This is a genomic window from Serratia grimesii (assembly GCF_900186025.1).
In the GTDB taxonomy this organism is placed as follows: Bacteria; Pseudomonadota; Gammaproteobacteria; order Enterobacterales; family Enterobacteriaceae; genus Serratia; species Serratia grimesii.
The window spans coordinates 1014776-1029800 of the sequence record NZ_LT883155.1 but is presented as its reverse complement, the minus strand read 5'-3'; the positions used below and the strand labels follow the sequence as shown (position 1 = coordinate 1029800).

Sequence of the window (15025 nt, the reverse complement as noted above, 5' to 3'; positions counted from 1 at the left end):
TGTCATATTGTTAATGGAACGAGGATCTATACTGCGAACAGTCAGTTACGGGAGATACGATGCGCAGATTGCCATTCCTTGCCGGCGCACGTGGGCGCTTGCTGATGTTCAACCTGCTGGTGGTGGCGGTGACGCTGATGGTCAGCGGGGTAGCGATCGTCGGCTTTAACCATGCGGGCAAACTGCAAGAACAGGTGCAGGCACAGACACTGAAAGAGATGAACGGCAGTATGGCGTTGAGCCGGGACACCTCAAACGTGGCGACCGCTGCCATTCGGCTTTCGCAAGTGGTGGGTGCATTGGAGTATCAAAGTGAATCCACCCGGCTGAAACAGACTCAGTTGGCACTACAGGCTTCACTCAGCCGGTTGGCAGAAGCGCCGCTGGCACACAGTGAACCCGCACTGGTCAAACGCATCATCAGCCGCAGTAACGCATTGGAAACCAGTGTGACCCGTATGCTGGATCTCGGCCACGCGCGACACCTGCAACGCAATATTCTGCTCAGCGGCTTGTATCAGTCACAAAGTACGCTGCGACATATCGCCAGCCTTAACCAACGCCTTAACCTGAATCAACCTTCGCAACCGCTGCTGAGTCAGATTGACCGGCTGTTGGCCATCGCCATTCAAACCCCAACGCCTAAGGCAGCGGCCCAACAGCTTGATAGCGTCATGGCTTACTGGCCGCAAAACAGCCCAGATGGGTTAGTGGATGAGAAAATGCGGCAGTTTCGGGAAAACGAACAACGGCTGCTGCCAGAAACACTGGAATTAGAACAAAGCGATCTCGCCCTAGCCTATTATACCTACCATATCAAAGCGTTAGTGGCGATGCTCAATGACGACATTAATCTCTACGTACAGAAGGTGGCGGACGAATCGGAGCTGCGAACCCATCAAACCCACCATGAACTCAGTTCCATCAGCGTATTTATCGGCCTGTTCGCACTGCTGGCGTTGGTGATTACCGGCTTCGCTGGGTTGTATATCTACCGCAACCTTGGCTCGAACCTGACAGCAATCGCTAACGCCATGACGCGGCTGGCGCGTGGTGAGCGCGATGTCAGCGTACCCGCGCTGCAACGCCGCGATGAATTGGGCGACCTGGCGCGCGCATTCAACGTTTTTGCACGTAATACCGCCTCGCTGGAACAGACCTCCCGCCTGTTGAAGGAGAAAAGTACCCAGTTGGAAACCACGTTTCTGGCCATGCGTGACGGCTTCGCGCTCTTTGATAACGACGGCCAATTGGTCGTGTGGAACCCGCAATATCCTCTTTTGTTGGGATTAAACGAACACCAGTTACACCGGGGCCAACACTACCGCGAACTGCTGCAACACGTGACACCTCCGGCGGGTCAACGCTGGGATGCCGTGTTGGCTAATCTCTCCAGTGAACTGCCTCAGCCGCAGGAGCTCCGGCTAAGTGATGGCCGTACGGTCGAGCTGCGTTTTAGCCCGGTACCCAATCGAGGTGTGGTCAACGTGGTGCTGGAACGTACTGAGCGTAAAGCGTTAGAAGAAGCACTGCTGCACAGTCAGAAAATGAAGGCTGTCGGTCAGCTCACCGGCGGATTGGCGCATGATTTTAATAACCTGCTGGCAGTGATTATTGGCAGTCTGGAACTGACGACCCAACAGACCCAAGATGCACAAACCGAACAGCGCATTGCCCGCGCACTGAAAGCGGCTGAACGCGGGGCGCAACTCACCCAGCGACTGCTGGCGTTCTCTCGTAAACAGGCACTGCATCCACAGGCCATCACTCTTCACGTTCTGGTGGATAATCTGCAAGAGCTGTTACGTCATTCACTGCCCACAACGCTCTCACTGGTCATTGAGTCTCAGCATCCCGGCTGGCCAGCGTGGGTTGATGCTAATCAGTTAGAAAATGCGCTAATCAACCTGGTGGTCAACGCCCGGGACGCCATGGAGGGCCGCAGCGGAATAGTGAAGATCCGGACCTACAACCAAAGAGTGGTGCGCAGCGGCGGCAAGAAGCAGGACATGGTGACGCTGGAGGTGATCGACACCGGATGTGGCATGTCGGAAGAGGTCAAAGCGCAGGTGTTCGAACCCTTCTTCACCACCAAGGCTGTGGGCAGCGGCAGTGGACTTGGGTTGTCGATGGTTTACGGGTTTGTTCGCCAGTCAGGTGGCCGGGTACAGATTGAAACCACACCGGGCCAAGGTACGTTGGTACGCTTGCAGTTGCCACGAGCGCCTACGCCAGCACAGATTGAAGCACCGCCCCTGCCACCTGAGGAAAATGACGGCAGCAACAATCTGGTGCTGGTGCTGGAAGATGAAAACGACGTGCGCCATACGCTGTGTGAACATCTACATCAGCTCGGTTACCTGACGCTGGACTGCGCGGACAGCCATGAGGCGCTGGCATTGTTGCGACAAACCCCAGATATTGGGGTGCTGATAAGCGATTTGATGTTGCCGGGTGAACTGGACGGTGCACAGGTGATTGGGCTGGCGCGAGAGATTAATCCGCGCATCACAGCCCTGCTGATCAGTGGTCAGGATATACGTCGTAATCACGAAGATACGCTGCCTAATGTTGAATTGCTGCGCAAGCCTTTCAGCCAGCGTCAGCTGGCGTTAGCGCTGCAACGGGCACGTCGCTCAAACGCGGTCGACGACGCAATTCAGAGGGAATGAGGCGATTTTTCGCCTCTGATTCGTTATTATGCCGCCCTGCTTTTGATGAATAAGCGTGCCAGATGCACGCCCAGCCAGGGATAACATTATGCTGTGGTTTAAGAATTTGATGGTTTACCGTTTGAGCCGCGAAGTTGCGCTAAACGCGGATGAAATGGAAAAACAACTCAGCGCTTTTGCTTTCACCCCGTGCGGCAGCCAGGACATGGCGAAAACCGGCTGGGTCTCCCCGATGGGTTCCCACAGCGAATCACTGACACACGCGGTTAACGGCCAAATCGTTATCTGCGCGCGCAAGGAAGAAAAAATCCTGCCGTCGCCGGTCATCAAACAAGAGCTGCAGGCCAAGATTGAACGCCTGGAAGGTGAACAGCACCGCAAACTGAAGAAAACCGAGAAAGACGCGCTGAAAGACGAAGTGCTGCACAGCCTGCTGCCACGTGCCTTCAGCCGCTTTAACCAGACGTTCATGTGGATCGATACCGTCAACGATCTGATCATGGTTGATGCTGCCAGTGCTAAACGCGCGGAAGATACACTCGCGCTATTGCGCAAGAGTCTGGGTTCATTGCCAGTGGTCCCCTTGACCATGGAAAGCCCGATTGAATTGACGCTGACTGAATGGGTGCGTTCCGGCGAACTGCCAGCAGGTTTCATCATTCAGGATGAAGCGGAACTGAAGGCAATTCTGGAAGACGGCGGCGTTATTCGCTGCAAAAAACAGAACCTGATTAGCGATGAGATTGCAGTGCACATTGAAGCCGGCAAGTTGGTGACCAAATTGGCGGTGGACTGGCAAGAGCGTATTCAACTGGTACTGGCGGACGACGGCTCGCTGAAGCGTCTGAAGTTTGCTGATGCGCTGCGTGAGCAGAATGACGACATCGATCGTGACGACTTTGCTCAACGTTTTGACGCCGACTTTATCCTGATGACCAGCGAACTGGCAGCGTTAATCAAGAACACCATCGAAGCTCTGGGTGGCGAAGCTCAGCGTTAATCGCCAAAGGCGCAAATTGTTGCGCCTTTGCAAAACACACCGCATACCCAAATTAATTGGAGTTGCAGCCAGGCGGCAAGTGCGAGAATCCCCAGGAGCTTACTCAAGTAAGTGACTGGGGTGAGTGCACGCAGCCAACAACGCTGCAGCTTCAAGTAAGAAGGGTATGGATTACTTACTTAAATAACGGCACAGATAGGCGGTCGCGTCGGCCACTTGCAGGTTGAACTCACTGTGGGCCGGTACGAAGAATTTCTCTCCTGGCGTAAACACCTGCCAGTCCGGTGAGCCCGGCAGCAACACTTTCAATGCCCCGGTAATCACAGTCATTTCTTCCGGCTGGGCAGTGCTGAAGGTGTATTCACCCTCTTCCATAACACCGACGCTGGTAAGACCGATGCTGCTACTATCGAAACCGATAGACTTCACTTTTCCGGCAAAATACTCGTTCACTTTCAGCATAACTGTCACCCGCGTAATCAACTTTATGGGAAATCCATATTGGGGGATTGCGGTTGATCTGTCACTGGTTTTTCTCGCGAAATGCGATCGTGGCGCAGAGTAAAGTTCTGCTGGGTGATTGAGTACCAGCTAGCCATTCTGGATCCGTGCCCAAAACCGCGCCGTGCAGCGGCTTCAGACAACGGCCTGCGATTTTATTCTATTTTTAAATCAGTCAATTAGCTCAGCAGCTAACTTGGCAACCAATACGTTGGACAACAACACCGGGATTTCAAGCCGGGCCTGCAAGAAGTCACGATGCCGACGGTGATAGCCAATGCAGTCGAGCACCACCACTTGCGCCCCCTGTTGCTGTAGCTCGCACGCGGCCAATGCCAACGCAGCGTCATCTGCCAGATAGGGGCTGGCCACGGCGAAACAGGGCGGCGTCGCCAGCAATTGCCATTTACTCGCTTGCTGGGTGATTTGCTCTGCAACCGGCACCACAATACCCACCCGATGTTGGCTGACAATGGCAGAAATCAGTGGAGGAATAATGCGGTCCGGTTCCAGCAATAGCGCCTGTTGTGCATGCAGTTGGCCGAATTCGCCGGTGCACAACAGCAAAATTACCTCACAGCCATCTGCTTCAAGCTCACTGATTATTTGCTGTAACCCTTGCTCGACCCGTGAAGCCGCCAGTATGACCTGCGTACCGTCCAGCAGGCGAGACACCAAGACTTTCTCACCCTCTAGTGGCCTATAGCGCTCGTCAATCTGGGCAGCATTCAGACCATCGAGCAATCCGACATGCCTCACCTGTTCAGCAGGCAGATAAGCAGACAACAATGGCATGATGTCGTTGCGTGGTGCCTGACCGATCGTCAGCGTAGCCAATGAGGCATTCATCAGGTTATTTCCTTTTTTGCAAGTGGCTCAGGCTGCCGTACAACGCCAGCAGCTGCGCATATTCATCGGTCTGGTAAAACTGACAGGTGCCGCGCCCAAACTCTTTCGCCACTTCCACCGCGAACTTGACGGTCAACGCAATATCCACTTCATGGCTGGCACCGGTACCGCAACCCGGTACCACCGACTCGGTGCAAATCGCCACGCCAACCACCGGAGCCGACGTTGCAGTCGAAGGTTGCAGAATACTGTTCAGATGATGCACTCCGTTACCGTACGGTGTTATGTCCTGCGTCGTGATCGGGAAGGTCACCGCCGGTCGTCCACTGGTCATCTCCATAATCCGCAGCAGATCTTCGGCCACCCGCAGGATGTAGCCTTCTTTCACCGTTGGCGACAACGCGTAGCCTTTGTGATTAATGATGCGATTCCCCTTGGTGGTGTCGATGGACAAAATCGCATCGGCCTCCGGTACCACTTCATTATCGTTCATCGTCACGTCGTCGATCGGCGAATCCATAAAATCGACGGGATCATGCGGACGAGTCGGTGCATCCGGACAAATATGGGTGGTGATGATCACATCGCCCGCCAGCACATCGCCCTTGCGCTGCATTTCCGCCAGCTTCAGCGCACTGGCTACCGCGGCTATCGCGCCGTCGCCGTCAGACACCAGGCCAATACGCGTTGGCCGTGCACCAATACCGCCCAACCGGCCGATAATGCCCAACGTTGGCGCATTTCCACCCTGGCTTTTACCGGCACTGCCAGGGATCTCGATACGCACGAAGTCGGTCGCCCCCTTCGGCCCACTGGCACGCAACGTGCTGGCGCGGATGCCGGGGTAGGCCGTGAATAGATCGACCACCTGCTGACCGTTCACATAGGCACTATCAATTAATTCAAAAACCTGCAGCGTTTGTTGCAAACTCATAATTGGCTGACCTCACAATTTAACCGGATGGTTATTTCCCTTTGCTGGAAAATATGGAATTGAAGAAGCTGTACAGCGCGTCACCAGCGATAAAACCGGCGGCCATGATCTCCATTGGCGTGCGGCCCTTATCACCCCAACGCCGAATAATCAGGATCCGCAGAATAATGCCGACAATCACCGCCCAGCCCGCCAGCGCGTTGTTGATCAACAGGCCTGTGGCTAGCAACACGCCGAGTTGGCGTTTTGGCCCACCGATCAGTTGCACGATGGCGCCAGGGATCGCCCAGATCAGTAGACTGTAAGCAATACCCGGTTGAGCCCCCGCCTCGATCGTTTTGGCGTACACACGTGCAACCGGTGGGATCAAGTTCTGTAGGAAGTAACTGGTATACGTGAAGTACACCACAGGAATAGCAATGACAAAGGCGATCAGTGCAGCGAACAGCTGGATCCGGCGCCCCAACAGCTCCTGCTGCAAATCTTTACCGTAGCCACGCAGGATAAAACCGGCTTTTAGATCAAAGCCCATATCGGCAAACGCCGGGCCGGTGGCAGCAGTAAATCCGGTTAGCACGCACAGTGCCAACGGTGGGAAACCAATCAGAATGCCGATAATCAGCGTGATCAGCGCCACGGCAAAAGCGGGGAACCAACCGGAATGCATGGCGGCAATACCGACAATCAACTCATGCACAAAGGCAGCAAACGCGGCGTAAATCACAAACAGCACCAACATCATTGGCGACATCTCGCTGTACAATCCCCCCGCCAACGCCAACAGTGCTGCAATAACGATATAACCCACAGCGCCCAACCCAAGAGCCTTACGCACCTCGGTATCGGCCTGGTTATAACCGGCTGTATCGGCTCGTTTGCTGCGGATCACCTGCACGACCTGGATCAACGCCACCAACCCGGCACCGACCATTACGCCATGGGGAATAAAATGAGCGTTGATGTCGAACCCTGCCATTGGCTCTGCGTAAGCACGTAACAGCAGACCCACACCAAACATACTCAATGCCCAAATATTGCCTATAAACGCGGTACCGAATGCGGCCATTGGGATCTTAAGCATCGAACCGGCGATGCCCACCACCACGCCGACAACCAGTAACCATGCCTGCTTGCCACCCCGATCGCCGGCCTTAATCGCCTCCGCTGCTGCAACGCCCGGCGGCCAGGCATTGGCTGCGGGAAAGATTTTGGTATCAAACATGCGATACAGCAGATAGGCATCGAGCAGCATCGCCGCTGCAACCCCGCAAAACATCGGCAAGATCAACTGCGGTTGTCCCATCACATAGGGTACGGCAATCGGCATCAACAATGCGTTGGCAGCCCCAAACGTGGCGGAAGAAATCACCGTTTGCGCCAAGTTTTGTGTATGTACCGAACGGTAACGTTGAAACATCTGTAGCGGAATACGCGCCAACAACATGGCGAGCAATGCACCAATAATCGACGTATTGGGCGTCACACCCAACGTGGTAATCAGTTGTACGCCAATAATGGCCCCAACGATGGACAGCAACACCATCACCAGCAACGTACCGATATCTTTCAATGGATTAATGGGTATATTTTCTTTCATCTCTTTCATCTCTTTCATTCCCCTGAATATTAACTGGCGCACGGCAATAATATTTTTATGGCGAAGACACCCATCACAGTTCCATTATTTGGAACTGTGATGGGTGCGTTATTTATTACCCACAACGCTAATTCATATAATTAACGAATACCCTGGTGTTGATTTCGTTAATTAGAGGGGCTAGCGGCTTGTTTTCGGTGCGTTATTTGATCTGTTGCCAATAATCATCACCAAATTTTTCTGCTAATTTCCGTGATACCGCCATCAATGCTTCGAGCACACTGGGAGAAAACGGTTTGTCCTCCTCCTGTGTAGCGAAGGATAAACATAGCCCTACGGTCTCATTGCGATGTTTATTGGTCACCGCAGTCGCCAGCGAACTGATGCCATGCAGCGTTTCGTTGCGTGCCAAGGACCAACCTTGCAGACGGATTTGCGCCAACTTGCTCAACAGCGCATCCAACGTTTGTGGAGCATTAGGTGAGACCGCGCGATAACCAGTGGCAAAACGTGTAATCACCTGCTCATCGCACTCACGCGCCAGTATTGCCCGCCCCACAGACGTTTCCGCCACCGGTGAACGACTGCCCGCTGGCGTCACCACCTGCAGGAATTGGCGACCAGGGAACATGCGCATCACCATGATCTCCTGTGCCTCCAGTACTGAAACATACCCCGTACAGTAGGTCTGTTGGCTAAGCTGCACCATGCTGGAGGCTACACTGTCTACCAAGGGTGTCGACAAATAATGGCTGGATACTGATAACAACAAACGCCCGATTTTATACAACTTGCTGTCAGGATCGCGCTCCAACATGCCCTGGGTTTCCATGGTCTGCAGCAGGCGCGATACGGTACTTTTTGGCAGCGCCAATTGATTTACCACATCGCTAAATGAAATACCGGGTTGACCGTGCATCATCTGTTGTTGTGAAAATAATTTTAATACCGCTGCAGCATTTTCCAGGGTTGTCATAATTTGCCTTGTTCCACTATATGGAACCAAGTTCCTGTTTGATAATTAGAAACTAAAACTCGTACAACTTATCGTCAAGCAGTTTATTTTTCATTCTGCCGATTAATACCAGCGCATGATCCTTTGTTAAATTAAATGCAGAAAATAACGCCGATAAAACCCGTTAATTACCACGCAATTATTCGATGATGGCGGTATAAACCAGCATGTCATGCTAATTCTGCATCACGTAATGAGAAAATGAGTGAGTGTGGACAATGGAGTGAATAAAGAAACCGGCCTGACGCCGGTTTCTGGGGATATCAATTAATCTTCCAGCGCAGGATCTTCGTAGCGATGCTTGGCATCAAGCGCTTCCTGCTCGGTGGGATGCTCACTGAGCAGCGTGTTCGGCTCAATGTCATCGGTTCGCACCTCAAAACGGTGCATATGCAAACTCGGATCGCCCCGGTCAACGGCGACCACTCGGGCGGTTCTCGGATAACCAGGTCGGTCATTTTCGCGCATGCTGATCTCCCGTGTGATTCCACAAGCTTAAGTATAGCAGCGGTATTTATACCGACACGCGTGACCCCAGGTCGCGATCGTCGTGACCACCTTCCAGCAATTGTGTCAATTCATCGCAGGCGCTGATTTTGCCCTCATGCACAGTGAAATGCGCCAGCACCTTGACCAGACTGTAGCTACCATCCCGCTTGAGTACTCGCACCTGATGGTGCGTCAACACAGCATTGCCCTGTTCAGCAACCGCGACAAACGTCAGAGTCATGCTGCGGGTGAGTTGCTTCAGCAATGCCATATGCTGAACAAACTGCGAATAATCGAGCGTTTTGCCATCCACCTTCTGCTGGTAATCCGCACAGAAGAATTCAGCGATCAGCGCTGGCTGGTGTTTTGGGGAAGCAACGATCTGTTGCAACGCGTCGAGCACTATGGCGGTTGGGGTATTCGAGGTCATCAGCCTTCTCCAACAATTGCATGATGCGGAGATCATAGCGTTGCCTGAGCATGGCATAATAACCGTACTCAGACTTTTTATACTGAAAATCGGCCAATCATTATGATTCTGCAAAGCGAGCGACTTTGGCATGAAAAAAAGCACCTGACACCGTGGCACCAACATACCGACGGGCAAATCTATTTGTTAACCCATGGCATGATCGCGTTGGAAACCCACGAGCGGCAATGGGCAATGACCGCAGGTAATATCGGTTGGTTGCCACCCCATTGCGCACATCAGGCGCTGGCGTGCGGCAATGTTGCAGGCTGGAGTTTGTATCTGCCGGAAACTTACTGTCGTGGACTACCGGAACAGCCGCGTCTAAGCACCGCCTCTGGATTAATTCAAGCGTTAGTGGAACGCATTACCCTCTTCGCTGGGCAAAGGTTGAACGCGCCGCAACGGCGGCTATTACAGGTATTGTTGGATGAGGTACGCACGCAGGAAAGCACTCCGCTGCAATTGCCGCTACCGCAGGACGCACGGTTGTTGAAAATTGCGCGTGCGTTGCTGAACGAGCCAGCTGACAACCGGAGTCAAATTGAATGGGCTAGCTGGGCCGGACTGAGCGTCCGCACTCTGAGCCGCCGCTTTATTGGCGAAACGGGCGTCACTTTCGCCCGCTGGCGTCAGCAAGCCCGAGTGATCCGCTCACTGGAGCCATTGTCGCGCGGTGAATCCGTCAATCGGATTGCCGGTGAGTACGGTTACGAAAATGTCAGCGCTTATATTGCCGCTTTCCGTCAACGCTTTGGCATCACTCCGGGGCTGTATTTTACGTCGCACCAAGCTGTTCAGGGGCGTGATTAGTCTTTCCACCCCAAACCGCAGGCACCTGAAGCTAACGATGCAGTTAGGCACAATAAAGCGACAGTGAGGGGGAACAGAGGGGAAATGCAGGCGAATCGGGCACAACCTACTGTGCCCGCCAATGTCATCTACGGATTACTTTACCGTTTCACGCTGTAAAGCAGCCAGGATCTGTGCCACCACCTGTTGCGGGTTGCCGGTACCGTCCATCACGTAATGCGCAGCTTCCTGATACAAGGCTTCACGTGCTGCCAACACTTCCAACATCTCTTCGGCAATCGGACGGCCGGTCAATGTTGGGCGCTGCGCGTCTTGTGGGTATTCTTCCAGTCGCTGTGCCAGCACGTCAGCCGGTGAGCGTAGGTAGATCACCGTACCGTGCTGACGCATAAAGCGACGGTTCTCTTCTGCCAGGATTGCGCCACCACCGGTGGCAACTACAGTTGACGGTTGCGTCACGGTTTGCAACGCAATGCTTTCACGGCGGCGAAACCCCAGCCAGCCTTCTTTTTCTACCATTTCCGCCACGCTCATCTGCGTGGTCTGCTGCATAAACAGATCGGTATCGATAAATTGATAGCCCAGTGCCAACGCCAGTGCATTGCCCACCGTGGTTTTACCGGCTCCGCGAGCGCCGACCATGAAAATGGTTTGTGTCATTACGGGTTGTCCCTTATACGGTGACGTGATTGCGTTTGCACACCAGAATCCGGCGTGCAGATCGTGCGATGGCGTAGTTGCTGCATCATACCGCCATCCACCTGTATTTCAATATTTACGATAGTGTAAATTCCATGGCACAGCGGCTATCTGCAGCAAAGCCATGCGCGCTGTCTTCAGCCAACTGATGCCTCAATGTTGCACTGAGTTGCTCGACGGCGATCGGTTTGAATCCAAGGCGCTGGTAATAGGGTGCGTTCCAGGGCACATCAATAAACGTCGTCAACGTTAAACGCTGCGCACCTTGCAATGCCGCCTGCGCGGCAACTTCCGCGATCAAACGACGACCGATACCCTGACGTTGCCAGTTTGCGGCGACCGACAGCTCGGCGATATGCCAATCTTGCGGTTGCGGTATGACAGCAATAAATCCGACCACCTCCCCCGCTGCACTTTCCATCAACCACGTATGTTGCCGCTGAATAAAATCAGCATGCTGCTGAGGACTCATCCCGGGTTCTTCGGCAATAAAACACCAGGCGGGATGCTGCAGAAAGAGCTGCGCTGCCGAGCGCTCAACGGCGATCATCTGAGTAATATCCGGCTGTTGTGCCAAACGTATTTGCAGGCCCATCGTGTTCTCCTTAACGAGAGGGGCGGCTATTTAACCAAAATATCCCGACGGCAGATACCCGCCGCCGGGAACGGGTTCCTTCTCACACCATTAGAAGTCGACGCTGGCACGCAGCACCACTTCACGTGGTTCTCCCACAGCAACGCGCAAATTGCCGCCGCTGGAAGGGTAATAGGTTTTGTCGAACAGATTCTTCACGTTTAACTGCCATTTCACCCGATAGCCATTCACCGGCAGAGTGTAAGCAGCAAAAGCGTCGGCAACAGTGTAGTTGTCGAGATTAAAACTGTTGGCGGCATCGCCTGGACGGCGCCCCACATAACGTGCCCCTGCGCCCACTCGTACGTTATCTCCGCTATATAACCCCGTAGAGCCCAGATCCTGCGTCATAAACAGCGAGGCAGTATGACGCGCCACGTTGGTCATTTCTTTGCCTTTGTTGTCAGGATCATCCACTACGCGTGCATCGGTATAGGCATAAGAACCAATCAGGCTCAATGAGTCGGTAATGTTGCCTGCAACATCCAGCTCCACACCTTGGGAACGTACGCGCCCTGCGGTGCGGGTGACGGTTTCACCATTCACCAATTCGTTGACCATCACGTTGCGTTTAGTGATATCAAATAGCGCCAAAGTCCCGGTAATACCGTTGGGTAACTCAACCTTGCTACCCACTTCCCAGGCCTTACCTTGTTCCGGTGGCAGCGAATCAATCTGGCTGGCAATGGAAGAATTCGGTTTGAAAGATTCTGTGTAACTGCTGTACAGCGAGACATAAGGCGTCAGCTTGTAGACGACCCCGGCGCGCGGTATCAATTTGCTATCAGAACTGTCGGTATTGGTGACAAATGGCCGCCCTTTCCCGGCAAAAACGTCAAAGGCGTCATAACGTAACCCGCCCATCACCAGCCACTTTTCGGTCAGTTGGACAGAATCCTGCATAAACCAGCCATAACTGGTGAGGTTTTCACGCTGATCACTGTCTTTAGCACTGACAGCATTCGAAGTGGGCATCAGGCCATACACCGGATTATAGATGTTGAAATCGCTGTTCTTTTTACCGCGGATCATATCACCGCGATAGGTGCGGTTATCTTCAAAATCAAACCCGAACAGCATCTGGTGGTTGGTTTTTCCCCAGTCGACGTCGCCATTGACCGTCAGCTGTACCGCGTTGGCATGGCTGACAGCATGGGCCGTGGAATCGGCCTGGCGTGACAACACACCCGTATCAGGATTCAGTGCCAACGCGCGCGCCTGGTTGTCGCTGTAGCTATTGCGGCTGTAGGCGTAGGTCAGCGAGCTTTTCCAGCTCTCGTTCAGTACTTGATCAACTTGCAGCGTAACGCTGTCCTGATCGCCACGCGTGGCGTTATAGCTTTCGTCAAAACGTCGGTCGCGCGGCGTATTCACCGGCTTACCGGTGCGTGAATCAATGATGGTCCCGCGATCAAAGGGCACCAAATATTCCATATGTTCGTAAGCCACGCGTACCGTAGTGCTTTCGCCGTACCACATCAGCGATGGCGCGATCACCGTTTGGCGATTACGTCCAAAGTTGCGCCAGTAATCGGTTTCATCGTGATCGACAATCATCCGATAGGCAAAACCTGAAGTCCCCAGTGGCCCGGTAACGTCCAACTGGCCGCCACCGCCCTTAAAGCTACTGCCCCAACCTTCCACATGAGTGTGCTGCTGCAACTGCGGCTTTTTAGTGATCATATTGATCATTCCGCCTGGTTCACCCATGCCGTATAGCATCGAGGCCGGACCTTTCAATACCTCAACCCGCTCGGTGGTCGGGGTAAAGTTGCGTGCCTGCACCGAACGCACCCCGTCGCGCAGAATTGAGCCGTCGCGGTTATCGCCAAAGCCACGTTTCATTACCGCGTCCTGAGTCCCTCCCAACGTGTTTGCCTGGGTGATGCCGCTAACGTTATACAGTGCCTCGTCCAGGCTACTAACAGCCTGATCGGTAATCACTTGTTGCGGAACGACATCGATAGCCTGTGGCACGTTCAGCAGACTGGTTTCGGTACGGGTGCCGGTCACGCTTGTCAGCGGCTGATAGCTTTTCACACCGTCCGATTCTGGTTGACCAACCACCACCAGAGTTTCGCTCTTTTCTGCTGTTTTGTCGGCGCTGAACGCCGGTGCCGATGCACAGGCCGCCAGAGGCAATGCGCACCACCAGCCACGCTGGGTGTTATTCATTATTTAACTGACTCCAATAGGTCCCTGAAAAAGGTAACGGCAAAAATTGTTGATATAACTGCTTAAAGGTCTGCTGCGGGTTGATGTCTGCAAACAGATCCGGGTAGAAAGCTTTAGCGAACATCTCAACCGCCACAACGTGGTAAGGGCTGAGATAGAAGTTGTGCCAGATGCTCCAGGCTTGGTGGTTTTTTACCGCTTTCAGGTTGGCGAGCATTGGTTGCTTTTGCATGATCTGCCGAAAGCTTTCGTCAGCGTCCTTCTGAGTGACCAATGGCCCAAGGCGCAGATCGGAAAAACGCTTGCCCTCTGGCCCAGCCATACCGGTGGCAATGTAGATGTCAGGATTGGCAGTCAGAATGGTTTCCGGGTTCAGCTCACCATAAACGCCTTTGATGCTGGCATTGGCGATATTGTCACCGCCGGCAAAAGCCAGCAGATCACCAAGGTTGCCATGTGCCGCCGTAGTACAACAGGTTTCGCGCCGCCCAAGGTGCAGATGCAGCATCACCTTGGGCTTTGGCCCCTGGTAGCCCGCCAATCGCTGTTGGATTACCGCCATATGCTGCTGGTAGAAGCTGATAAACTGCTCCGCCCGCTGCTGACGATTGAGAACCTCGCCCAGCAATCGAACACTCGGCACGGTGTTATTAAGCAAGTCGACCCGCAAATCGACGTAGATCACAGCAATTCCGGCTTTATTTAGCGTTTTTAGTAACAAATCACTGTCACCTTCCTCACGCGCATAACGCGCAAGAATCACCAAATCCGGCTTCAACTTGATCAGGTTTTCACTATTAACCTGGCGGAAATTCCCCTTGCTGATGGAAGGGATCGCTTTGATCTGTGGAAATTTTTGTGTGTAGAGCTGCCAGCTTTGCGCGTCGAAACGCGCCATGTCTTCCGGCCAGCCGACGATACGCTGAGCGGGGTTCCCCGGCTCCAATAATGCCAGCGTATACAACATACGGCTTTCGCCCAACACGATGCGCTGCGGGTTATCCGGCACTTCGACCTGACGGCCAGTGATATCAGTCACCATTTTCGCCTGAACGTTAAAAACGCCGAGCAACAGAGAAAGCAGCAGTAAAACGAGGGGATTGCGCATGAATGGGCCGGATAAACGTAAGAATATGCGCGCATGATAATCACTCTCATTAGCACTTTCAATCACAACG

Annotated in this window: 14 protein-coding genes; 3 read left to right on the top strand and 11 right to left on the bottom strand. The window is 53.6% G+C overall.

The features are described 5' to 3' along the window. Window positions 1–59: 59 nt before the first annotated feature. Both SGBXF1_RS04800 and rdgC read left to right on the top strand, forming a co-directional pair. The gene (locus SGBXF1_RS04800) at window positions 60–2672 is read left to right on the top strand and encodes an ATP-binding protein (protein WP_186427909.1); all 2613 of its coding nucleotides are present in this window, start codon (window positions 60–62) and stop codon (window positions 2670–2672) included. An 88-nt stretch (window positions 2673–2760) separates the two neighbouring features. Beyond that, entirely contained in the window at window positions 2761–3672 is a 912-nt protein-coding gene (gene rdgC / locus SGBXF1_RS04795; RefSeq protein ID WP_061806762.1) for a recombination-associated protein RdgC, read from the top strand. A gap of 171 nt (window positions 3673–3843) precedes the next feature. Here the strand turns inward: rdgC and ppnP are convergent, their stop codons facing one another. The 7 genes from ppnP to SGBXF1_RS04760 form a co-directional block, all read right to left on the bottom strand. Further along, window positions 3844–4134, bottom strand: coding sequence for a pyrimidine/purine nucleoside phosphorylase (ppnP, locus tag SGBXF1_RS04790; RefSeq protein ID WP_037426875.1), 291 nt, complete (start codon window positions 4132–4134; stop codon window positions 3844–3846). Between the two features lie 210 nt (window positions 4135–4344). Continuing rightward, window positions 4345–5022, bottom strand: a complete 678-nt coding sequence (locus tag SGBXF1_RS04785; RefSeq protein ID WP_186427908.1) for an AroM family protein — start codon at window positions 5020–5022, stop codon at window positions 4345–4347. 4 nt (window positions 5023–5026) lie between these two features. Continuing rightward, a complete protein-coding gene (locus tag SGBXF1_RS04780; protein WP_061806761.1) occupies window positions 5027–5956 on the bottom strand; it encodes a DUF1177 domain-containing protein in 930 nt (309 codons plus the stop codon). A 31-nt stretch (window positions 5957–5987) separates the two neighbouring features. After that, complete coding sequence (locus SGBXF1_RS04775; protein WP_186428465.1) at window positions 5988–7553, bottom strand: OPT/YSL family transporter; 1566 nt, start codon at window positions 7551–7553, stop codon at window positions 5988–5990. 202 nt (window positions 7554–7755) lie between these two features. Next, window positions 7756–8529 carry an IclR family transcriptional regulator gene (locus tag SGBXF1_RS04770; RefSeq protein WP_037423270.1) on the bottom strand — a complete coding sequence of 258 codons (774 nt, stop codon included), beginning with the start codon at window positions 8527–8529 and terminating at the stop codon, window positions 7756–7758. A 306-nt stretch (window positions 8530–8835) separates the two neighbouring features. Beyond that, window positions 8836–9036: a YaiA family protein gene (locus SGBXF1_RS04765; protein WP_037423273.1), complete on the bottom strand. Its 201-nt coding sequence runs from the start codon at window positions 9034–9036 to the stop codon at window positions 8836–8838. A 46-nt stretch (window positions 9037–9082) separates the two neighbouring features. Next, on the bottom strand, window positions 9083–9487 hold the full coding sequence (locus SGBXF1_RS04760) for a nuclear transport factor 2 family protein (RefSeq protein WP_037423276.1): 405 nt from the start codon (window positions 9485–9487) through the stop codon (window positions 9083–9085). 99 nt (window positions 9488–9586) lie between these two features. Between SGBXF1_RS04760 and SGBXF1_RS04755 the strand changes: the two genes are divergently transcribed. Then, window positions 9587–10339, top strand: coding sequence for an AraC family transcriptional regulator (locus tag SGBXF1_RS04755; RefSeq protein ID WP_037423279.1), 753 nt, complete (start codon window positions 9587–9589; stop codon window positions 10337–10339). 135 nt (window positions 10340–10474) lie between these two features. Here SGBXF1_RS04755 and aroL read toward each other — a convergent pair whose 3' ends face one another. From aroL to SGBXF1_RS04735, 4 genes are all read right to left on the bottom strand, one after another. Next, entirely contained in the window at window positions 10475–10999 is a 525-nt protein-coding gene (gene aroL, locus SGBXF1_RS04750) for a shikimate kinase AroL (protein ID WP_037423282.1), read from the bottom strand. Between the two features lie 115 nt (window positions 11000–11114). Continuing rightward, window positions 11115–11633: a GNAT family N-acetyltransferase gene (locus SGBXF1_RS04745; RefSeq protein ID WP_037423284.1), complete on the bottom strand. Its 519-nt coding sequence runs from the start codon at window positions 11631–11633 to the stop codon at window positions 11115–11117. A gap of 90 nt (window positions 11634–11723) precedes the next feature. Then, window positions 11724–13847, bottom strand: a complete 2124-nt coding sequence (locus tag SGBXF1_RS04740) for a TonB-dependent siderophore receptor (RefSeq protein WP_037423286.1) — start codon at window positions 13845–13847, stop codon at window positions 11724–11726. Further along, window positions 13840–14955 (bottom strand): ABC transporter substrate-binding protein, encoded by a 1116-nt coding sequence (locus SGBXF1_RS04735; RefSeq protein ID WP_037423429.1) that lies wholly within the window; start codon window positions 14953–14955, stop codon window positions 13840–13842. Before SGBXF1_RS04735 ends, SGBXF1_RS04740 begins: the two co-directional genes overlap by 8 nt. Window positions 14956–15025 lie beyond the last annotated feature (70 nt).